This window comes from Salipiger sp. PrR003, assembly GCF_010500785.1.
Taxonomy (GTDB): domain Bacteria; phylum Pseudomonadota; class Alphaproteobacteria; order Rhodobacterales; family Rhodobacteraceae; genus Salipiger; species Salipiger pacificus_A.
Window position 1 is genome coordinate 47,668 of record NZ_JAAGOV010000065.1, and the last position, 21,539, is coordinate 69,206.

Genomic DNA, 21,539 nt, shown 5'->3' on the forward strand with positions numbered 1-21,539 from the left:
GTTCGCGATGACCTCCGGGCTTCTTCTTTCTGAAAATACGCATGTCCGGCAGCGCCGTAAGTGCGGCGCTCGCCGGGCGCGCATAAAAAAGGCGCGAGGGAATGCCTCGCGCCCAGGGGAAGAGGTTCCGTCAGGTCCGGGGATCAGCCCTGCCAGAACTTGCGACGCGCCTCCCTCAGGGCGACGTGCCGTTCGAGCCCGACGTCGCGCAGCAGGTGGTCGTCGAGGTCTATCAGCGCACGGCGTGTGCGGCGACGCTCCGACCACTGCGCGGTAACCACCGCCACGCGGAGCGCCAGTGCTGCAAACGGCGGCAGCGGTTTCTGCGCGTCGAGATAGGCAATGAGCGGGGCGTGTGCGGCGGCTGCCATCGGTGTGTCTCCAGTTTTGTATCGGTACAATTATGTTGATCTCATGCTCCAATTGATACATTGTGGAAAAATGACCGTCGAGCAAAACATTGTTACCGATACAATTTTCGATCTGTTCGAGAAACAGGCATCGGGCCCGAAATATCGTGTACTCGCAAGCGCTTTGCGGGATGGCATCACGCAGGGGAAACTGCCGCCGGGGACACGGCTGCCGCCGGTGCGCGAGCTGGGATGGCGCCTTGGCATGACCCCCGGCACGGTGGCGCGGGCCTATACAATCCTCACCGACGAGAATGCGCTGCTGGCCGAGGTCGGCCGCGGCACATTTGTGCGCGGCGAGGCCGAGAGCGCCGCGCCGCTGCTGATCGAGAGCGGTCCGCGCGAGGTTGCCGAGAACGGCGACCGTATGGTGAGCCTTTTCACCGGGCGCATTCCCGATCTCGGGCAGGTAGGGCTGGTGCGTGAGGCCCTGGCGCGTATCGCAGCGCGCCCGGCTCCGGGGCTGATGGACTACCCCACCAGCCGCGCCTTCGCCCCGGCCCGGCAGGTGGCGCTGGACTGGCTGTCGGATGTGCCGCTGGGACAGGTTCACCACGAGGACCTGGTGCTCAGCCACGGCGCGCAGAACGGCATTTCGCTGGTGATGCAGGCGGTGCTGCGCGGGCGCCGGCCGGTCGTGCTTGTCGAGGAGCTTTGCTATCCGGGGTTCCGCCGCGCCGCCGAACTGCTGCGTGCCGAGCCGGTGCCGGTGCCGATGGACGAGAAGGGCATCCGCCCCGATGCGCTGCGCGACCTGGCGCGCAGGCATGAGGCGCAGCTGCTGTGCACCTCGCCGGCGCTGCACAACCCCACCACCATCGTCACCCCGCCCGAGCGGCGGCGCGAGATCGCCGACGTGGCGCGCGGCTGCGGTCTGCACATCCTTGAGGATGACAGCACCTTTCTCGGCCAGGCGCGCTGCGAGACCTACCGGGCGATGCTGCCCGAGCTGGGCTGGTTCGTCTCGTCGATCTCCAAGACGCTGACGCCGGGGCTGCGGGTGGGGTTTGCGATCGCCCCGCGCGCCCGGCGCGCCGACCTGCGGCGGGCGGCGGAATACGGGTTCTTCGGGCTCGCGCTGCCGCTTGCGGACCTCGTGGCCGATCTGCTGTCGCGACAGGAGACCCGGCAGATCGTCCGCGCGGTGCGCGAGCGCAACGCGCTCTACGTGCGCAGCACCGTCAACATCCTCGGCGGCCATGAGCTGCGCTGGAGCGAGGAGGCGCCCTTTGTCTGGCTGCGGTTGCCGCCGGGCTGGCGGGCGGCCGCCTTTTGCATGGCGGCCGAGGCCAAGGGGGTGCAGGTGCGGGCGGCGGAAGATTTTGCCCTGCGCGATGCCTTTGCCCCGCATGCGGTGCGCATCGGGATGAACGGGCAGGTGCCGCTGGCGGAATTCGAGCAGGCGATTCTGCGGCTGCGGCGATTGCTGGACGATCCGCCGGAGCAAATCCTCGTGTGAAACGGGGCGGGAGGCCGGCGCGGCGTCGAATTCTTTGGGGTATTATGATACCGTTTTTGCAAGTGATTGAAATTAATAAATAAATGCAAAACCATGGTGCTTGACTGTGCCGCGGGCGTGCTTATAACCCGCCCATCGGAATTCGGGCCCCCCAGGCGGGCCCCATTTGAACAGCTCAAGGGCACCCACGATGAAAACCTTCTCTGCGACTCCTGCAGACATCGAGAAGAAGTGGATCGTGATCGACGCGGAAGGCGTCGTTCTCGGCCGTCTCGCCTCGATCATCGCCATGCGTCTGCGCGGCAAGCACATGGCAACCTTCACCCCGCACATGGACATGGGCGACAATGTCATCGTCATCAACGCCGACAAGGTGCAGATGACCGGCAAGAAGCGTGAAGAGAACTTCTACTGGCACACCGGCCACCCGGGCGGCATCAAGTCCCGCACCAAGGCCCAGATCCTCGAGGGTGCACACCCCGAGCGCGTCGTGTTCCAGGCCGTCAAGCGTATGCTCCCGGGCAACCGCCTGTCGCGCAAGCAACTGACCAACCTGCGCATCTACGCAGGCGCGGCGCACCCGCACGAGGCGCAATCGCCTGAAGTGCTGGACGTCAAGTCGATGAACAAGAAAAACACCCGGGTGTAATCATGGCCGAACAGATCAACTCCCTGGAAGAGCTCGGCGCCGCAGCCGGCATCGAAGCTGCACCCGCAGTCGTTGAAACCCCGCGCGAGCCCGTCCGTGACGAGCTTGGCCGTTCCTATGCGACCGGCAAGCGGAAGGACGCGGTTGCCCGCGTCTGGATCAAGCCGGGCTCCGGCAAGGTCGTGGTGAACGGCAAGGAGCAGTCGAAGTACTTCGCCCGCCCCGTGCTGCAGATGATCCTGCGCCAGCCCTTCACCATCGCAGGTGTCGAAGACCAGTTCGACGTCTACGCCACCGTCAAGGGCGGCGGTCTCTCGGGTCAGGCCGGTGCAGTCAAGCACGGCATCTCGAAAGCCCTGCAGCTCTACGATCCGTCGCTGCGCAGCGCTCTGAAAGCCGCAGGCTTCCTGACCCGCGACAGCCGCGTCGTCGAGCGTAAGAAGTTCGGTAAGCGCAAGGCACGCCGCAGCTTCCAGTTCTCGAAGCGCTGATCCGCGTCTCGATACGATTTTGCGAAGGCCGCTCTCCGGAGCGGCCTTTTGCTTTTGCGGGGCAGGCGTTAGGACTGGGCTGACCCGGATGCGCAGGCGGGCCGCTCACCGCGGGCCGGCGCGCTGCGGATGATCTCGGCAAGAGGGGGCTCGACATGGTGCCATACACAATCGATCGCGTGGCCGAGCTGGTGGAGAGCGTCTCGCGCCCGGTCGATCCGGACAAGCTGACGATCTTCTCGATCGTCCGCAACGAGATGGCCCTCTGCCCGGCGTTCTTCGACTATTACCGCAGCATCGGGGCCGAGCAGTTCCTGATCATCGACGACCGCTCCGACGACGGCACGCACGCGTGGCTCGAGGCGCAGCCCGACTGCTGCGTCGTGAGCATGTGGCTGCCCTATGGCGACGAGATCGAAATCCAGCTCGAGGGGGCGGCGCCGCGGATGCAGCGCGCCGGCACCTTCTACAAGATCGCCCTGCCGCACCTGTGGATGGACGGCGGCTATGTCACCTATGTCGACGCCGACGAGTTCCTCTTCCTGCCTCCGGGGGTGAGCTCGCTGCAGGAGATCGCCGCGCGGCTGAAGGCCGAGGGCGCGGCCGCGGCGGTGGCCTCGGTGGTGGAGTTCTTTCCGGCTTCGGTGGGCGGGCTCGCGGGGCCTTTGCCGCAGAGCTTCGCCGGGCTGCTCGAGGCCTATCCCTATTTCCAGGCGGAGCGCCTGGTGGAGCTGTCGCCGCAGGGCGCGGAGTTGGTCGGCGAGAGCAAGACCGCCCGGTTGTTCGAGCGCTACTCGGTCAAGCCGAAAGTCGAGCGGCGCGGCTGGCACCGCATCTACATGCCCTCGCGGGTGCGCAAGGCGCAGAGCTTCCAGAAGGCTGCCCGGCACAAGACCCCGATGGTCCTGCGCAGCAAGCACAGCGGCATGATCGACACCCACAACGCCAACCAGCCGCCCTCGCAGACCGTCCTGCTGACGCTGGCACATTTTGTCTATACGTCAGAATTCGCGGCAAAGATCGAGCGGGCAATCTCCTGGGGGGCACATGCCAATGGCGCCGCCAAGTATCGCTACTACGCCGAGCTTCTGGAGAAGATGGACGGGGTGGAGGACGGCTTTCTCGACGAGAATTCCGTGCGCTACGAGGGGCCGGAGCAGCTCGTCGAGCTTGGCCTCATGCGCTGGTGAGCGCGTAGGGGGCCGAAGGCCAGAGCGCGCGTACCCGCGGCAGGCGCTCGGCCGCGGCCTCGTAGGCAGGCCGGTAATGCGCCGCGATCTCGGCCAGAAGATCCTCGGGGAGGCTGCCCGAGCCCTTGGCCCGCGCGTTGACCGCTTGTCCGCCCTGCGATGGATCGGACGGGACCTGCGCGAAATCCGACAGCGCGGCGATCCCCTCGGGGGTAAAGAGATCCTCGAAGAGGCACAGGAAGCGATCCTCGGGGGCGAAGACCTGCTCGATCGCGGCGATCGTGCGGTCGTAGCGGCTGCGGGCCTCGGCCTCTTCGGTGGCATAGAAGGCCCGCAGCGGTGCGGCGTTGGTCTCTTCCGCCGAAAGCCGGTCCTTGGCCATTTCCATGCGCATGTGTGAGCGCAGCCGGTCCACCGGATCGCGCATCGAGAAGATTGCCTTCACTGCGATGCCGCGTTCGGCGAACGCCTCGCGGATGCGCGCCAGCCTTTCGGGCGGCAGCGCGGCGTAGGAGGGGGTGATGTCGCCGGTGCAGACGATGCCGGGACGCGCCAGCAGCCCGGCAAAATAGTCGAAATACGCCTCGGGGTCGGACTGCAGCCGCCAGCGCAGATGCTGCGCCGGCTCGTCGGCGCCCACGGCGGTCTTGAGCCGCGCCCGCAGCCGCTCCTTCAGCGGCGGCGTGGGCACCTTGTAGCGGGCGAAGACGCCGCCAAGCTGGGGCTCCCAGACCTGGTACTCGCCGAGCCGGCCGAAGTCGCTGCCCTCTTGCCGGTTCAGGTAAGCCTGGATCCAGGTCGAGCCGCATTTCTGGCCGCCGAGGCCGAGGTAAAAGGTCTTTTGGGTCATGTCGCGGTCCTTGAGGCGGGATGAGAGGCGGCGCTGCCCCTACCGCGCACAGCGCGGATCCCCCGGATGTTTCTGGCTCGAAATATGCTCAGGCGTCGGGCGGGATGAGGCCGAGGCCGCGCAGGTAAATGCCGATGCCGCTTTCCAGCAGTTCGTCGGCGGGGAAGGGCGACTGCGTGCCGGGCGAGTTGCGCGCGAAGAGCTCCACGACGCCGTGGCTCATTGCCCAGATATGGGCCGAGAACATCGCGGCGGGTGGCCGCTTTTCCGGAGGGATGTGCTGGGAGAGGTCCGAGGCGGCTTTCTCGAGCACGCCGCGGGCATGGCGCGAGGCGCTGGCAAGCTCGGGCGAATGGTTCACCGACACGCCGCTTTCGAACATCGCGATGTAGTGGCCCGGATAGCGGCGGGCGAAGGCGAGGTAGGCGCGGCCCGTGGCCTCGAAGGCCGCGAGCGCCGAGGGCTGGCCGCTGTCGTAGGCGAACTGCATGAGATCGCCGAAGATCTCGTAGCCCTGCCGCGCCGCCTCGGCGATCAGATCCTCGCGCCCCGAGAAATGCCGGTAGACCGCGGCCGGGGTGACCCCGGCGCGTTTCGCCGCCTCCGAGAGGGTAAAGCCCGTGGGGCCCTTTTCCTCGATCAGTTCAAGCGCCGCCTCGACCAGCGCCTGACGGAGATTGCCGTGGTGGTAGCCGCGTTTAGCCATCCCAGACTTCGGGACCTCCGGCGATCTTGGGATCGGGCGCGCCGACGTTGCGCTCGTCCTTGCTGTCGTAGTCGAGATCGGTGAGCACGTGGCGGATCGCTTCGATCCGGGCGCGCTTCTTGTCGTCCGAGCGGATCACCGTCCAAGGGGCGGCGGCGGTATGGCTGCGCGACAGGGTTTCCTGAATCGCCGCGCCGTACTCGTCCCAGAGCTTCAGCCCCTCCACATCGATCGACGAGAGCTTCCACTGCTTCAGCGGGTCCTTTTCCCGCGCGAGGAAGCGCCGCAGCTGCTCGGCGCGGCCGACGTTGAGCCAAAACTTGAAGAGCTTGATGCCCTCCTCGACCAGCATCTTCTCGAAGTCCGGCACCTGGGCAAAGAAATGCTCGCGCTGCGCCTCGGTGCAGAAGCCGAAGACCTTTTCCACCACGCCGCGGTTGTACCAGCTGCGGTCGAAGAAGACGATCTCGCCCCCAGAGGGCAGGTGGTCGATGTAGCGCTGCAGGTACCATTGCGTCGCCTCGGTGTCCGAGGGCTTGCCGAGCGCCACGACCCGCGCGCCGCGCGGGTTGAGGTTCTCGCGAAAGCGCTTGATCGTGCCGCCCTTGCCGGCGGCGTCGCGCCCTTCGAAGAGGATGGCGACGCGCTCGCCGCTTTCTTTGACGTGGCGCTGCAGCTTCATAAGCTCGATCTGCAGCGCCGCCATCTGCTTGTCGTAGGCCTTGCCCTTCATCTCCTCGGAGTAGGGGTAGCTGGCCGAGAGGATGTCATCCTTGTCGGCGCGGCGGATGGCCTCGCGGATTTCCTTGGGGGCCTTCTTCTCGAAATAGGCGCTGATCGCGCCGTCGAAGGGCTTGGACACGGGCTTGGGTCCTTCGTGTTGAAATCTCACGCTCAATATGACGCTTCGGCGCGTCTAGCGCAAACCCGCGCGCGCGGCGGCCCGGGCGATGGCGGCATCCATCTGCGCCGGGCTGACGTGCTGCGGCATATGGCCGACGCGGGGCAGGGTGACGAGGTTGGCGCCGGGGATCTGCGCCGCCGTGGGCACCGAGTGGATCTGCAGCCCCACGGTGGTGTCGGCCTCGCCATGGATCAGTTCGACCGGCAGATCGAGCGCCGGGTAGCGGGGCGCGAGCGCGCGGATCTCGGCCTTGAGGCTGGCGCGCTGGCGGGCGTTGGCGTCGAGGCTCTCGCGTCGGAGCGTCAGCGGTGCGCCGATATGGGCGGCATAGCCCGCGGGCACCGGGTTGGGCGCGAAGACCTCGGTGATCGCCTCCTGCACCCTGTCATCCGGGGCGAAGGCGGCGATGGCGGGATTGGCCAGCGGCGCGAGCGGCCCGGCGGTCAGCTTGTAGAAGAACGGCAGCCCGCCCTCCCAGGGTTGCGAGGCGGCGCCCAGCAGCACCAGCGCCGAGACCCGCTCGGGGTGGTTCGCCGCCCAGGCCAGCGCCACTGCGCCGCCGTAGGACTGGCCGAGCACGATGGGGCGCGTCGCGCCGAGCTGCGTGGCCGCGGCAGAGAGCAGCGCGGCCTGCTCGAAAATGCTGTCACCATCCGCCTCGGCCTCGGTATAGCCGAGCCCCGGGCGGTCGAATGCGATGACTCGGTAATCGGGGCTCAGCCGCGAGACGGCGTCGAAGGTCCAGTCGCGCAGGTTGCCGCTGGCACCATGGATCAGCACCAGTGCAGGGCCGGAGCCCGCCTCGACGTAGTGCACGCGGCGGCCATCCACCTGCAGGAAACGGCCCTCTGGCGGGAAGGCGGCTTCGGCGGCGGCCTCTTCCCTGACGGCCTTGCTGCTGGTCAGCCCGCAGCCTGCCAGCAGCAGCGCGACAACGGGAAGCAGCGCCTGCCACATGGCTCAGGCCCCGACCTTCGCCGCGGCACGCCAGTCGGTGGACTCGCTGCCGATGCGGGAGAGGTCGAAGGGGGTGGTCATGTAGATCTCCGAGATCCAGTTGGTGAAAAGCAGATGCGCGTGGCTGCGCCAGCGGTTTTGCGGCTTCTTGCTGGGATCGTCGTTCGGGTAGTAGTTCGCCGGCACGTTGATCGGCTTGCCGGCCTCGACGTCGCGGTCGTACTCGTCCTTCAGCGTGGTGCTGTCGTACTCGAGGTGGTTGAAGATGTAGAGCGCGCGGTGCGCCTTGTCCTCGACCAGCGCCGGGCCGGTTTCGGGAGAGTCGATCAGCACAGGCAGGCCGGCGGCCTCGATCTCGTCCCGGCGCATTTCGGTCCAGCGCGACACCGGCATCACCATGTCGTCCGAGAAGCCGCGCAGGAAGGGCGAGGCGGGGGCGAGGTTCTGGTGGCGCACGCAGCCGAAGGCCTTGTGATCCAGGCTGTGCTTCTTCACCCCGTGGAAATAGTTGATCATCGCCATGCCGCCCCAGCAGACGCCGAAAGTGGCGTGCACATGGGTCTGGCTCCAGTCGAAGACCCTGCGGAGCTCGTCCCAGTAGGTGACCTCGGAGAACTCCAGATGCTCGATCGGCGCGCCGGTGATGATCAGCCCGTCGAATTTCTCGCCGCTGGCCTCGACCTCGGAGAAGGGCCGGTAAAAGGCCTCCATGTGCTCGGCGGCGGTGTTCTTGGTCTGGTGCTCGGTCATGCGGATCAGCGACAGCTCGATCTGCAGCGGCGTCGCCCCGATGAGGCGCGCGAACTGGTTCTCGGTCTGGATCTTCTTGGGCATGAGATTGAGCAGCGCGATGCGCAAGGGGCGGATATCCTGCCGAGAGGCGCTGTCCTCGGACATGACCATCACGCCCTCGCGCGAGAGCACGTCGTAGGCGGGAAGGTCTTCGGGCAGCTTGATGGGCATGGAAATCGTCCTCTTGTCAGTTGCGTAGATGTATCCCTGCAGTGGCCATTGCTCAAGAGGCACGCCGGGATGGCGCAGGAGAGGGGGCGGAAGGAAGGGCGACGCGCCAGTCCGCTACCCGCGCTGCCGCGGAAGTCTCTCCTCTAGGATAAGGGCGCGGGGTGTCTTCGGGGCCCAAATATCCCGACGCAGGCAGGCCGGGATTCCCCGCCCGCGCGGGGCTTGTGTTTTGCCGTGGCCTGTCGTTCTGTGATCCCAGATTCTGGAGGAGATCATTCATGCGCGCCGCCGTCCTGAGAGAATACAACGCCGATTTGTCGATCGAGGAGGTGGAGATGCCCGCCTGTCCCGACGACGGGGTGGTGCTGAAGGTGCTGGCCTGCGGGGTCTGCCGCTCGGACTGGCACGGCTGGTCGGGCGAGCATCCTCGGGTCAAGCCGGGACAGATTCAGGGCCACGAGTATTGCGGCGAGGTGGTCGAGGCCGGGCCGGGCTCGCAATGGCAGGTGGGCGACAAGCTGGTTGCGCCCTTCATCCTCGCCTGCGGCACCTGCCCGCAGTGCCGCGAGGGGCAGCAGCATACCTGCTTCGACCAGCGCCTCCCGGGCTTCATCGAGCCGGGCGCCTTTGCCGAATACGTCGCCGTGCCGCGCGATTTCAACCTCGCCCGGCTGCCCAAGGGCATGTCGCCGACTTTGGCGGCGGGTCTCGGCTGCCGGGTGACCACCGCCTGGCACGCGCTCACCGGGCGCGCGGCGCTGCAGGGCGGCGAGTGGCTGGCGGTGCACGGCACGGGCGGCATCGGGCTTTCCGCGGCGATCCTCGGCCGGGCTCTGGGCGCGCATGTGGTGGTCGTCGACGTGGTGCCCGAAAAGCTCGAGCACGCGCTCTCGCTCGGCATGGACGCGGCGGTGAACGCCGCCGAGGAGGATGCCGCGGCGCGCATCAAGGAGATCACCGGCGGCGGGGCCCATGTCAGCGTCGAGGCGCTGGGTATTCCGCAGACGGTCAACGCCTCGATCCGCTGCCTGCGGCCGCTCGGGCGACACGTGCAGGTCGGCATGCCGGTCGGGCATCACGCCGTGCAGGAGGTGGACATGAACGCCGTCTACATGGCCAATCTCGCGCTTTACGGCACGCGCGGGATGCCCTCGCACCGCTATCCGTCGCTGCTTGGATTGATCACGCGGGGAAAGGTGGATATGAGCCCTCTCATCGCGCGCGAGATTCCCCTCAGCCAGGCCGGGGCGGAGCTGGCGGCGTTCAATGGGCCGACGCCTCCGGGCGTGGCCGTGATCACCGATTTCACCCGCTGAGGCGGGGCGGCGCCGCAGCGCGTCGCAAGGCCGTTCAGGAGAGTGCCCATGAAAGCCGCCGTCATCGTCTTCCCCGGATCGAACTGCGATCGTGATCTGAAGATGGCCTTCGAACAGGCCGGGCTCGAGGTCGAGATGGTCTGGCACAAGGACACCACGCTGCCCGCGGGCGTCGACATCGTCGGCCTGCCGGGCGGCTTCTCCTATGGCGATTACCTGCGCTGCGGTGCCATCGCCGCCAACTCGCCGATCTGCCAGGGCGTGAAGGCCCATGCCGAGCGCGGCGGCTACGTCTTCGGCGTCTGCAACGGCTTCCAGATCCTCACCGAGACCGGGCTGCTGCCGGGGGCGCTGCTGCGCAACGCGAACCTCAAGTACATCTGCCGCACGGTGGGGCTCGAGGTGGCCGAGAGCCAGTCCGTCTTCACTCGCGGCTACGAGATGGGCGAGAAGATCGGCATCCCGATCGCGCATCACGACGGCAATTACACCGCCGACGCTGCGACGCTGGACATGCTCGAGGGCGAGGGCCGCGTGGCCTTCCGCTACACCGACAACCCCAATGGCGCGGACCGCGACATCGCCGGCATCCTTTCGGAAAACCGCCGTGTTCTCGGCATGATGCCGCACCCCGAGCGGGCCTGCGATCCGTCGCAGGGCAACGAGGACGGTGCGCGCCTTTTCGCCAATCTGACGGCGGCGCTCGCCGAGGCTTGACCGGCACCGCTTGAGCCGGCCCGGCGCCCGGCGTAAGTTGGGCGCCATGTCGGAGACCACGCGTGACAAGAAAGACAGACGGCGTTCGGGCCCGCTGAGTTGGCGGGTGCGGGCGGCGCTTATCCTTTTGCTGGTGCTGGCGGTCAGCACGGTGTGGATCACCAACGTCCTGCTCACCGACCGTTCCACCGCCTCGACGCGCAACCGCGCCGAGCTGCGGCTGGCGCTCTACTCGGGCAATATCCTGTCCGAGTTGCGCCGCAATGCCATCGTGCCGCAGCTGCTGGCGCGCGATCCGGCCCTGATCGGGGCGCTGAACTCGGGCGACTTCAGCCAGTCGACGCAGCGGCTGATTTCCTATGTCGACGAAATCGGGGCGGCCTCGCTGATGCTGCTCGACCGCGACGGGCGCACCGTGGCAGCCACCGACCGCAACCGGCTTGGCTCGAACCACCGCTCCGAGGCCTATTACGTCGACGCGCTGCGTGCCAATACCACCGTCTTTACCGTGCAGGAGCGCGAGGCGGGGGGCTACGCCTTCACCTATTCGCGGCGCATGGAGAGCCAGAACTCCTCCATCGGCGTGATCATGGTCGAGGTCGATCTGGCGAAGTTTGAACGGGCCTGGGCAGGGATCACCGATGCCGTCGCCGTGCTCGATTCCGAGGGGCGGATCATCCTTGCCACCGAGCCGCGCTGGCGCGGGCTCACCATGGACGAGGCGCTGGCAAAGCAGCCCGCCGAGAATGCCATCGAGCGCGCCATCAAGGCCACCGCCGACTGGACCGCGCTGCCCGCCGATGCCTACCTGCGCGGCGAGGCGGTGATGCGCATCGACGGGCGCATTCCCTTCCGCGGCTGGACCATGGCGACCTTCACCACCTATGCCTCGGTGCGCGAGAAGGTGAACGCCGTGCTGGCGCTCGAGATCATGGCCTTTGCCCTGCTGACCGCGCTGGCCTTCTACGCGCTGTCGCGCAAGACCGCGCTGCGCATGGCTCTCTTCCAGCGCGAGAGCGTCGAGCTGCGCGCGCTGAACGCGCGGCTGCAGCGCGAGATCGCCGAGCGCGAAAAGGTGCAGAAGGATCTGGCCAGCGCCGAGCAGACGCTCGAGCAGAGCTCGAAGCTGGCCGCTCTCGGAGAGATGTCCGCCGCCGTCAGCCATGAGCTGAACCAGCCGCTGGCGGCGATGAAGACCTACCTCGCGGGGGCGCGGCTGCTGCTCAAGCGCAACCGCCCCGAGGAGGCGATGACCGCCTTTTCCCGCATCGATGACCTGATCGAGCGCATGGGGGCGATCACCCGCCAGCTCAAGAGCTACGCGCGCAAGGGGCAGGCCAATTTCGTGCCGGTCGACATGGGCGAGGCATTGGCCTCCTCGCTGTCGATGATGGAACCGCAGCTGAAGGCGCGGCGGGTGCGGATCTCCAAGATTCTTCCCGACCTGCCAGTGATGGTGATGGGCGACCGGATGCGCATCGAGCAGGTCCTGGTGAACCTGCTGCGCAACGCCATCGACGCGACCAAATCCGTTGCCAACCCCGAGATCGAGATCATCCTCGCCAGCGGCGAGACGGCGACGCTCAGCGTGCGTGACAACGGCCACGGCATCGAGGATCTCGATGCGCTGTTCGAGCCCTTCTACACCACCAAGCAGCCCGGCGACGGCACCGGTCTCGGCCTCGCGATCTCCTCGGGGATCGTCACCGACCTCGGTGGACGCCTCTCGGCACGCAACGGGACCGAAGGGGGGGCTGTTTTCGAGATGCAATTGCCTATCTTGAACGAAAGCCCCGCCGCGGCAGAGTGAGCCGCGTGCGATGACGAGTAAGTTACCGCGCGAGACGCGCGCCAAGACCACAACAAAAGGCGACCAGACCGAATGACCAAAGCCATGAAGATCGCCATCGTCGACGATGAAAAGGACATGCGCCAGTCGATCAGCCAGTGGCTGGCCCTGTCTGGCTATGACACCGAGACCTACTCCAGCGCCGAAGAGGCGCTTGGCGCGGTGGGCGCGGATTACCCGGGCATCGTGATCTCGGACATCCGAATGCCGGGGATGGATGGCATCCAGTTCCTGCGCAAGCTGATGGGCAACGACTCGGCGCTGCCCGTCATCATGATCACCGGCCACGGCGACGTGCCCATGGCCGTCGAGGCGATGCGGATCGGGGCCTATGACTTCCTCGAGAAGCCCTTCAACCCCGACCGCATGTCGGAGCTGGCGAAGAAAGCCACCAATGCCCGTCGCCTGACGCTCGACAACCGGGTGCTGCGCCGCGAGCTTTCGGACGGCGGCCAGCTGATGAGCAAGCTCATCGGCCAGAGCCCGGCGATGGAGCGGCTGCGCGAGGATGTGCTTGATCTGGGCCAGGCCGATGGCCACGTGCTGATTGACGGCGAGACCGGCACCGGCAAGACGCTGATCGCCCACGCGCTGCACGCGGTGGGCTCGCGCGCCGGCAAGAAGTTCGTGCTGATCTCCTGCGCGGCGATGGACGAGGACGCGCTGATGCGCCGCCTCTTCGGCCCGATGCAGCCCGAGGACACCCGGCTTCCGGCGATCGAGGAGGCGCGCGGCGGCACGCTGGTGCTCGAGGACATCGAAAGCCTCTCGGACGCCTCGCAGGCGCGGCTTCTGTCGGTGATCAACGATCAGGGCACCCCGCCCGAAACCCGCATCATCGCCATCTGCAACCTGCAGGACGAGGGCCGCACCTGCGAGACCGCGCTGCGCCCCGACCTTTACTACCGTCTTGCCGCGCTGAAGATCACCGTGCCGCCGCTGCGCCAGCGCGGCGAGGACATCCTGACGCTCTTCACCCGCTTCTCCGAGCAGTTCTCTGATGAATATGGCTGCGACGCGCCGCAGGTCTCGGCTCAGGAGGCGGCGCAGCTGCTGCAGGCGCCCTGGCCCGGAAACGTGCGCCAGCTGATCAACCTTGCCGAGCGCGCGGTGCTGCAGTCGCGTCGCGGGACGGGCACCATCGCCTCGCTGCTGATGAATGACCACGAGGACATGCAGCCGGTGATGACCACCGAGGGCAAGCCACTGAAGGAATACGTGGAAGCCTTCGAGCGGATGCTGATCGACAACACCATGCGCCGCCACAAGGGGTCGATCTCCTCGGTGATGGACGAGCTCTGCCTGCCGCGCCGGACGCTGAACGAGAAGATGGCCAAATACGGCCTGCAGCGGTCGGACTACCTCTGAGCGCCGCGCGCGCGTAGATGAGGTCACGGAACCAAGGATCGACGCCGCCCGGCTCCCGGGCGGCGTTTCGCTTTGCCCGCCTTGTGCCAAGGCGCGGCGTATATCTCTTCGGCCGGGGCACTTATTAACAACTCCTTAAGGTTTTCCATAAAGCTTGATGTAACCGGCGTGCCTCTGCGCGTGGCGGGAATTGTGTTGGGGGCCGGCATCCGCGTCTGCGCCCCGGGTTTTCGACTTGGGATTTCACGTAACGGAGGTGCCGGCTCCATGATTAGCGATTTGCCGGACCACGATGCCTTCGGCCAGGATGACCTGCCGGTTTCCGAACTCGACGCCTTTCTGGACAGGATCGGCGCCTCGGCCCTGCCATTGACCGGGGCCGTCGCCTGTCTTGTGGACCTTCCGCCCGAGGTCGTTGGACCGCGCGCGGTACGCATGGCGGCGCCGCTCGAGGGGCCCGTTGCCGAAAGCCTGCGCAACCTCGTGGACAATCGCCCCGAAGCGCTGGCGCTGCAACAGCGCAGAGGGACCGTCGAAGCCGTCGTGAAGGGCCGGCGCCTGTGTTTCCTGATCGAGCGGATCGGCAGCGGCCGGAGTTCGCATCCGGCGTTGCCGCTGGGCACCATCGTGCTCGGATTCAATGCCGACGAGGTCAGCATAGCCGCGGCAGAGAAGGCCTCGCGGCCTTTCATCGCCATGCTCGCCGCGCTGCTTGTCGAGCGCCGCGGGAAGATCGCGATGGCGCAGGACATGGCCGCGCTCGGGCGTCAGGCGGCAGAACTGCAGCGACGGGTGCAGAAGGATGCGCTCTCCGGGCTCGACAATGCCGACGCCTTCCGGGCGCAGGCGCGCGAGACCCTGGGCGCGGGGCGCGGGCCGTATGCGCTGGTGCTCATGGACCTGGATAATTTCAAGCAGATCAATGATCTGCACGGGCATCAGTTCGGCGACGTCTACCTGCGTGCCATCGCCGGGGCGCTGCAGGGCAGCGTCCCGTCCGACTCCCGGCTCGGGCGGATCGGTGGGGATGAGTTTGCGCTGCTGCTGCGCCTGCCCGCGGATGCGGAGGTGGCGCTGCTGCAAGTGATGCGGGCCTGCAGCGCGGCGAGCGCCCGCTTGGCCGAGACCATGGGAAAGTCCGAGCTGGGCGGGATCAGCATGGGCGCCGCGCTTTACCCGCGCCACGGCGAAAGCTACGACACCCTGTTCGAACAGGCCGACACGGCGCTCTATGCGGCCAAGGAGGCCGGGCGCGGCGCCGCGGTGATCTTCGATCCGCATCGCCACCTGCGTTTCAGCCTGCGCGAGCTCATGCGGAATTTCGCCGGGGCGTTGGCCGCAGGAGAGATAGGGCCGGCCTTTCACCCGGTGGTCGACCTCGCCACAGGGCAGTGTACCGGCTACGAGGTTCTGGCCCGCTGGCGCGGTGAGAATGGCGAGATCATCGGCCCCGAGCTCTTTTACCCGATCTTCGAGAACCCGGTTCTGGCCGAACAGTTGACCCGCAGCATGATCGTGCAGTCCACCGAGATTCTGCGCGGGCTGCCAGTGCGCACGGCGGTCGCTGGCGCCCCCCTGCGCATCGGCCTCAACGTCACCGGCTTCGACCTGCACAACCCGCGTTTCACGGGCGATTTCGGAAGGCTGCTCTCGGACCTCGGGCTGCCTTGGCAGGCGATCGTGATCGAGGTGCCCGAGACGGTGATCCTGGGAGAGACAGGGGGGCGCGTCTTCGAGTCATTGAGTGAGTTGCGCGCCTGCGGGGCAAAAATCGCGCTCGACGACTTCGGCACGGGCTACGGCAGTCTGCGCCATCTCGGCGCTTGGCCGATCGACATGCTGAAAATAGACCGTCAGTTCGTACAGGGCCTCAGCGCGCATCCGCGCGACCGCGCCGTGGTCGAGGCGATCCTCGGCATGGCGCGCCGCTTCGGCTTCCGCGTCGTGGCCGAGGGGATCGAGACGCCCGGCCAGCTCAGCTACCTCAGGGCCATGGGCTGCGACGCCGGGCAGGGGCATATGATTTCTCCCCCGCTCTGCGGCGAAGTGCTGGCGCAGGCGCCGCTGATCTACCCGATCGGCGAATGGGCTCCGGACGAGGGCTAGTCGCGCAAGAACCGGCGCCGGGCCTCCTCGGCCATGGATTGCTTCATCTGCAGAACGGCAAGCTCGGCCATGGCCGCTTTGCGCGCCTCGGGGTCGGTCAGTCGGGCCAGACGCTGCTGCTGCGCGGCGACCTGCTTCTTGAGGGTGATTTCCTCGGGCAGGGCGCCGGCCTCGGCCATCAGTCGGAACCCCATGGCCTCGCCGGGGTCGAGATGCGCCTCGCCGCTGCGATCGGGCAGGGGACGCCCCTCACCCTCCAAGCCCTGCAGCTTGCCCTCGACCAGCGATTTCAGGATCCGGCGTTCCGTGAGCCGGTTCAGCCAGGACATGACAAGGCCCACCCTTTCATAAAAAAGGATGGGCCCTTGGATTGCCTGAAGCAAGAGGGGTGCGGCGATCAGTAGCCGCGCCAGATCCAGCCGCCACCGAAGATGCGGCTGCCTTCGGGAGCATAGAACACGCAGGCCTGGCCCGGGCTGACGCCTTCCTCGGGGGTCAGAAGTTCGACCTCGGCCGTGGTGTCGCTGAGCGGGCGGATGATCGCGTCGCGCGGCGGGCGGGTGGAGCGGACCTTGACCTTCAGGTGCCATTCGTCGCGGCTGGTGAAGAGCTCATCGCCGAGCCAGTTGATCTCGCGGACCGGGATGACGCGGGTTGCCAGCATCTCCTTAGGGCCGACCACGACCTGTTTGGCGTCGACGTCAAGTTTCACCACGTAGAGCGGCTCGTCGAGCCCGCCGATGCCGAGGCCGCGGCGCTGGCCGATGGTGTAGTGGATGACGCCCTTGTGGGTGCCGAGCTTGCGCCCGTCTGCATGCACGATCTCGCCCGCCTCCGCGGCACCGGGGCGGAGCTTCTCGATCACCGAGGCGTAGTTGCCGTCGGGCACGAAGCAGATGTCCTGGCTGTCGGGCTTGTCGGCCACCGAAAGCCCGTACTTGGCGGCCAGCGCACGGGTCTCGGCCTTGCTCTTGAGGTGCCCCAGCGGGAAGCGCAGGTAAGAGAGCTGCTCGGGGGTGGTCGAGAAGAGAAAATAGCTCTGGTCCCGGTTCGCATCGGCAGCCGAGTGCAGCTCGGCACCGTTCGCACCATCCATGCGCTGAATGTAGTGACCAGTGGCCATGCAGTCTGCATCGAGATCCTTGGCGGTCTCCAGCAGGTCCTTGAACTTCACCCGCTCGTTGCAGCGGATGCAGGGCACTGGGGTGGCCCCGCCAAGGTAGCTCTCGGCAAACTCGTCGATCACCGCGTCCTTGAAGATGTTCTCGTAGTCCAGCACGTAGTGCGGGAAACCCATCTGCTCGGCCACCCGGCGCGCGTCGTGGATGTCGACGCCGGCGCAGCAGGCGCCCTTCTTGGCCAGCGCCGCGCCGTGATCGTAGAGCTGCAGCGTCACGCCGACCACGTCGTAGCCTTCCTCGGCCAGCATGGCGGCGACGACGGAGCTGTCCACGCCGCCAGACATGGCGACGACCACCCGCGTGTCGGCGGGGGATTTCGCAAAGCCAAGCGAGTTCAAGGTCTGGGTATCGAGGGCCATCATCAATCTCCGGGAGTCCGGGGGAATATAGGAAAATGCGTCATACTAACAAGGGCGCGTTTTAGACAGCGTTAAATCGCGCAAGGCCATTATGCGTCACCCCCATAGCTGGGTCGCGCTGCGAAGGGGGGCGGTGGAGGTGCTGGAATCCTCCCGACGGGAGGCGCCGAAGAGACCCGCAAAAACCCGGCATCCTGCGCGACAGCAGTATGGCCGAAGCGCCGCCCCGATGAAACTGGTGCGGCAATGGCCGGGCCATGGGAAAGCCCACGATGAAGGGCCACGATAGAGGGCCATGGACGCAGGCATGGGACGTGAGAACAGGGGACACTCGCACGAGGGTGGCGACCGAATGGGGGGCCACCAGCCGGAGCGATGACGACGAGGGGCGAGGACCACCCGAGGAGACGACCTCACGGTGCGATCATACCGGACGAGCACACGGGACGACGACCATGTACCTCAAGAAGATCGATGGCCCGCGCGCGGTGACGTTGCCTGATGGTTCGATCATGACACGGGCCGATCTCCCACCGCCAGAGACGCGGCGCTGGGTGGCCTCCCGCAAGGCCGCCGTGGTGCGCGCCGTGCGTCACGGGCTCCTGACGGACCAGCAGGCGATGGAGCGCTATGCGCTCAGCGCCGAGGAACTGGCCGAATGGGTTAAGGCCGTCTCCAGCCACGGAGAGGAGGCGCTCAAGGCCACGCAGGTGCAGCGGTTCCGCTGAGGGGCGAATGGCGACCCATGGGGCTCATGGAGCTCATGGGGCTTTGGGGGGCTCGCGAAACGCCCGGCATCGCTGGCTTTACCTTGGGGACGGTGGACGTCCTGCCTGGCACGCAAGGTCAGGATCACCTCGGGGCGGAAATAGGCGCGACCTATCCTTATGAGATTCTTTCGAAAGTTGATTGCCCACTCAAGTTCTCTAGACTGATCTCGGCTGGGGTAAAGAACCATTAACTAAATTGGGACAGGCTCGGCGCAGGGGTAGAGATTAGCGGAGACGGCCATGCGCATCCTTTTGGTTGAAGACGATCCGACCACGTCGAAGAGCATCGAGCTGATGCTTAACCACGCGAACCTGAACGTCTACGCCACAGATCTCGGGGAAGAGGGCATCGATCTTGCGAAGCTCTACGACTATGATCTGATCCTGCTCGACCTGAATCTGCCGGATATTCACGGGCACGAGGTGCTGCGCCAGCTGCGCATGGCGCGAATCAATACGCCGATTCTGATTCTGTCCGGAGCTGACGACACCGAGAACAAGATCAAGGGATTCGGCTTTGGCGCCGACGACTACCTCACCAAGCCCTTCCACCGCGACGAGCTGGTAGCACGCATCCATGCGATCATCCGCCGCTCCAAGGGACACTCGCAGTCGATCATCCGTACCGGCAAGGTGTCGGTGAACCTCGACGCCAAGACCGTCACTGTCGGCGAGCGCTCCGTGCATCTGACCGGAAAGGAATACCAGATGCTCGAGCTGCTCTCGCTGCGCAAGGGCACGACGCTGACCAAGGAGATGTTTCTCAACCATCTCTACGGCGGGATGGATGAGCCCGAGCTCAAGATCATCGATGTCTTCATCTGCAAGCTGCGCAAGAAGCTCTCGGAAGCCACGGGGGACGAGAATTACATCGAGACCGTCTGGGGGCGCGGATACGTGCTGCGCGATCCCGAGCCGCCGGTTGGCGCCTTGGCGGTGAACGCCTGACTCTGGACGTGCTCCGCCGCGCGCCCTATCACGTCTGCTAAAAGGCGTGAGCAAGGAATGCGGCAATGGCCCAGAACGTGGCGGAGAAACCGGTAGAGGCACTGACCGAAACGGAGGCACGGGACGAGCTTGCCCGGCTCGCCGATCTGCTCGCACAGGCCAACGTCGCCTACCACACCGAGGACGCGCCCGAGATCTCGGACGCCGACTATGACGCGCTGAAGCGCCGCAACTTCGAGATCGAAGAGCGGTTTCCCGAGCTCAAGCGCAAAGACAGTCCCAGCGAACAGGTCGGCGCTCCGCTGGCCGAGGGATTCTCCAAGGTTCGCCATGCGGTTGCCATGCTGTCGCTCGGAAATGCCTTCGAGCCGGAGGAGGTCGAGGAGTTCGACGCCCGCATCCGCCGCTACCTTGCTCTCGAGGGCGGCGCTGGGCTGGCCTATACCGCCGAGCCGAAAATCGACGGGCTCTCGCTCTCCCTGCGCTATGAACAGGGCGAACTGGTGCAGGCCGCCACCCGCGGCGACGGCACCGTGGGGGAGAACGTCACCGCCAACGCCCGCACCATCGCCGATATCCCGCAGAGCTTGACCGGCGCGCCCGACGTTCTGGAGGTGCGCGGCGAGGTCTACATGAGCCACGAGGATTTCGCCGCTCTGAACGAACGGCAGGAGGCTCGCGGCGGAAAGCTCTTCGCCAACCCGCGCAACGCCGCCGCCGGCTCGCTGCGCCAGCTCGACGCCGAGATCACCCGCGCCCGCCCGCTGCGCTTCTTCGCCTATGCCTGGGGCGAGCTTTCGGGACCGCTGGCTGAAACACAAATGGGCTCCATTGAACGGCTGCAGGCGCTGGGCTTCCAGACCAACCCGCTCACGCGGCTTTGCGACGGCCCGCGCGAGATGATCGCGCACTACCGCAGGATCGAGGAACAGCGCGCCACGCTCGGCTATGACATCGACGGCGTGGTCTACAAGGTCAACGATCTGGCTCTGCAGGGGCGGCTGGGCTTCCGCTCGACAACCCCGCGTTGGGCGATCGCGCATAAGTTTCCGGCCGAGCTGGCCTGGACCCGGCTCGAGGCGATCGACATCCAGGTCGGCCGCACCGGCGCGCTCAGCCCGGTGGCGCGGCTGACCCCGGTCACCGTGGGCGGTGTCGTGGTGTCGAACGCCACGCTGCACAATGAGGATTACATCGCCGGGCGCGACGCCAAGGGCGAGGTGATCCGCCCCGACCCCGACGGGGGCGCCAAGGATATCCGCGTCGGCGACTGGGTGCAGGTCTACCGCGCCGGCGACGTGATCCCCAAGGTGGCGGACGTCGACCTCGGCAAACGCCCCGAGGGCGCGCAGCCCTACGTCTTCCCCGCGACTTGCCCGGAATGCGGCTCCGAGGCGATCCGAGAAGAGGGCGACGCCGTGCGCCGCTGCACGGGCGGGCTCGTCTGCCCGGCGCAGGCGGTGGAGAAGCTCAAGCACTTCGTCTCGCGCGCTGCCTTCGACATCGAAGGGCTCGGCGCCAAGCAGGTCGAGCAGTTCTATCGCGACGGCTGGATCAAGGAGCCGGCGGACATCTTCGAGCTGAAGACACGCTACGGCTCGGGCATGCAGCAGCTCAAGAACCGCGAGGGCTGGGGCGAGAAAAGCGCCTCGAACCTTTTCGACGCCATCGACGAGAAGCGGAAGATCGAGCTCAACCGGGTGATCTTTGCGCTTGGCATGCGCCACGTCGGCGAGGTGGTCGCCAAGGACCTGGCGAAACACTACCTCGGCTGGGCCGCGATGATCTCTGCCGTCGACGAGGCGGTCCCGGCGGTCGAGCGCTACCGCAAGGCCGAGGCCGCCGTCGAGGCCGAGCGCAAGGCCGCCGCCGCAGAAGGCCGCCGCGCCCGCATCAAGGAGACGCAGGACGCGGTCTGGGCCGAGGAGCCGAAGGTGCCGCAGGAGGCGCGCGCCGCCTGGGATGACCTCGTCGGTATCGACGGCATCGGTGCCATTGTCGCGGTCTCGCTGGTGACCTCGCTGCACCAGGAGGCCGAGCGCGCCTCGGTCAACCGGCTGGTTGCGCATCTCGACATCCAGGACGCCGAGCGCCCGGCGACGGAGGGCAGCCCGGTCGCCGGGCTCACCGTGGTGTTCACCGGGTCGCTGGAAAAGATGACCCGGGCCGAGGCCAAGGCCCGCGCCGAGGCGCTGGGGGCCAAGGTCTCGGGCTCGGTGTCCAAGAAGACCGACATCGTCGTCGCCGGGCCCGGCGCGGGCAGCAAGGAGGCCAAGGCCAAGGAACTCGGCGTGCGGCTCATGGATGAGGACGCATGGCTTGCGCTGATCGGCGGATGAGCGCGGC

The 21,539-nt window shown here is 66.8% G+C and carries 20 protein-coding genes; 12 read left to right on the forward strand and 8 right to left on the reverse strand.

The features are described from left to right. Positions 1–143 precede the first annotated feature (143 nt). On the reverse strand, positions 144–371 hold the full coding sequence (locus G0D83_RS22690; protein ID WP_108965868.1) for a DUF1127 domain-containing protein: 228 nt from the start codon (positions 369–371) through the stop codon (positions 144–146). 70 nt (positions 372–441) lie between these two features. Between G0D83_RS22690 and G0D83_RS22695 the strand changes: the two genes are divergently transcribed. The 4 genes from G0D83_RS22695 (at position 442) to G0D83_RS22710 (ending at position 4,199) form a co-directional block, all read left to right on the forward strand. Continuing rightward, complete coding sequence (locus tag G0D83_RS22695; protein ID WP_164196909.1) at positions 442–1,869, forward strand: PLP-dependent aminotransferase family protein; 1,428 nt, start codon at positions 442–444, stop codon at positions 1,867–1,869. A 190-nt stretch (positions 1,870–2,059) separates the two neighbouring features. Further along, positions 2,060–2,518 (forward strand): 50S ribosomal protein L13, encoded by a 459-nt coding sequence (gene rplM, locus G0D83_RS22700; protein ID WP_108965864.1) that lies wholly within the window; start codon positions 2,060–2,062, stop codon positions 2,516–2,518. A gap of 2 nt (positions 2,519–2,520) precedes the next feature. After that, positions 2,521–3,009: a 30S ribosomal protein S9 gene (gene rpsI, locus G0D83_RS22705; protein WP_095883698.1), complete on the forward strand. Its 489-nt coding sequence runs from the start codon at positions 2,521–2,523 to the stop codon at positions 3,007–3,009. 155 nt (positions 3,010–3,164) lie between these two features. Continuing rightward, positions 3,165–4,199: a glycosyltransferase family 2 protein gene (locus G0D83_RS22710; RefSeq protein WP_164196910.1), complete on the forward strand. Its 1,035-nt coding sequence runs from the start codon at positions 3,165–3,167 to the stop codon at positions 4,197–4,199. Here G0D83_RS22710 and G0D83_RS22715 read toward each other — a convergent pair. The 5 genes from G0D83_RS22715 to metA form a co-directional block, all read right to left on the reverse strand. Continuing rightward, complete coding sequence (locus G0D83_RS22715) at positions 4,186–5,049, reverse strand: sulfotransferase (RefSeq protein ID WP_164196911.1); 864 nt, start codon at positions 5,047–5,049, stop codon at positions 4,186–4,188. The genes G0D83_RS22710 and G0D83_RS22715 overlap by 14 nt on opposite strands. 88 nt (positions 5,050–5,137) lie before the next feature. Beyond that, on the reverse strand, positions 5,138–5,755 hold the full coding sequence (locus tag G0D83_RS22720) for a TetR/AcrR family transcriptional regulator (protein WP_108965857.1): 618 nt from the start codon (positions 5,753–5,755) through the stop codon (positions 5,138–5,140). Then, on the reverse strand, positions 5,748–6,617 hold the full coding sequence (gene ppk2 / locus G0D83_RS22725) for a polyphosphate kinase 2 (protein WP_164196912.1): 870 nt from the start codon (positions 6,615–6,617) through the stop codon (positions 5,748–5,750). The genes G0D83_RS22720 and ppk2 overlap by 8 nt, the downstream gene beginning before the upstream one ends. 54 nt (positions 6,618–6,671) lie before the next feature. Beyond that, a complete protein-coding gene (locus G0D83_RS22730) occupies positions 6,672–7,616 on the reverse strand; it encodes an alpha/beta fold hydrolase (RefSeq protein ID WP_164196913.1) in 945 nt (314 codons plus the stop codon). Positions 7,617–7,619: 3 nt separating this feature from the next. Beyond that, positions 7,620–8,579 carry a homoserine O-succinyltransferase gene (metA, locus tag G0D83_RS22735; RefSeq protein WP_108965851.1) on the reverse strand — a complete coding sequence of 320 codons (960 nt, stop codon included), beginning with the start codon at positions 8,577–8,579 and terminating at the stop codon, positions 7,620–7,622. Positions 8,580–8,857: 278 nt separating this feature from the next. Here metA and G0D83_RS22740 point away from each other — a divergent pair, with 278 nt between their 5' ends. From G0D83_RS22740 to G0D83_RS22760, 5 genes are all read left to right on the forward strand, one after another. Then, a complete protein-coding gene (locus G0D83_RS22740) occupies positions 8,858–9,895 on the forward strand; it encodes a zinc-binding dehydrogenase (RefSeq protein WP_164196914.1) in 1,038 nt (345 codons plus the stop codon). 48 nt (positions 9,896–9,943) lie between these two features. Beyond that, positions 9,944–10,612, forward strand: a complete 669-nt coding sequence (purQ, locus tag G0D83_RS22745) for a phosphoribosylformylglycinamidine synthase subunit PurQ (RefSeq protein WP_108965846.1) — start codon at positions 9,944–9,946, stop codon at positions 10,610–10,612. 46 nt (positions 10,613–10,658) lie between these two features. Next, complete coding sequence (locus G0D83_RS22750; protein WP_108965844.1) at positions 10,659–12,422, forward strand: ATP-binding protein; 1,764 nt, start codon at positions 10,659–10,661, stop codon at positions 12,420–12,422. 72 nt (positions 12,423–12,494) lie between these two features. Further along, on the forward strand, positions 12,495–13,829 hold the full coding sequence (locus G0D83_RS22755; protein ID WP_095883317.1) for a sigma-54 dependent transcriptional regulator: 1,335 nt from the start codon (positions 12,495–12,497) through the stop codon (positions 13,827–13,829). A gap of 267 nt (positions 13,830–14,096) precedes the next feature. Further along, a complete protein-coding gene (locus tag G0D83_RS22760) occupies positions 14,097–15,935 on the forward strand; it encodes a bifunctional diguanylate cyclase/phosphodiesterase (RefSeq protein WP_164196915.1) in 1,839 nt (612 codons plus the stop codon). On the opposite strand, the gene G0D83_RS22765 is transcribed toward G0D83_RS22760, so the two are convergent. Both G0D83_RS22765 and mnmA read right to left on the reverse strand, forming a co-directional pair. Next, entirely contained in the window at positions 15,932–16,264 is a 333-nt protein-coding gene (locus G0D83_RS22765) for a DUF1992 domain-containing protein (RefSeq protein ID WP_108965840.1), read from the reverse strand. The two genes, G0D83_RS22760 and G0D83_RS22765, sit on opposite strands and share 4 nt — an antisense overlap. 68 nt (positions 16,265–16,332) lie before the next feature. Continuing rightward, positions 16,333–17,475: a tRNA 2-thiouridine(34) synthase MnmA gene (gene mnmA, locus G0D83_RS22770; protein ID WP_164196916.1), complete on the reverse strand. Its 1,143-nt coding sequence runs from the start codon at positions 17,473–17,475 to the stop codon at positions 16,333–16,335. 455 nt (positions 17,476–17,930) lie between these two features. On the opposite strand from mnmA, the gene G0D83_RS22775 reads away from it, so the two are divergent. From G0D83_RS22775 to ligA, 3 genes are all read left to right on the forward strand, one after another. Beyond that, complete coding sequence (locus G0D83_RS22775) at positions 17,931–18,203, forward strand: DUF1153 domain-containing protein (protein WP_164196917.1); 273 nt, start codon at positions 17,931–17,933, stop codon at positions 18,201–18,203. A 282-nt stretch (positions 18,204–18,485) separates the two neighbouring features. Continuing rightward, positions 18,486–19,193 (forward strand): response regulator transcription factor CtrA, encoded by a 708-nt coding sequence (gene ctrA / locus G0D83_RS22780; RefSeq protein ID WP_108965835.1) that lies wholly within the window; start codon positions 18,486–18,488, stop codon positions 19,191–19,193. 65 nt (positions 19,194–19,258) lie between these two features. Beyond that, the gene (ligA, locus tag G0D83_RS22785) at positions 19,259–21,532 is read left to right on the forward strand and encodes an NAD-dependent DNA ligase LigA (RefSeq protein WP_164196918.1); all 2,274 of its coding nucleotides are present in this window, start codon (positions 19,259–19,261) and stop codon (positions 21,530–21,532) included. Positions 21,533–21,539: the final 7 nt, after the last annotated feature.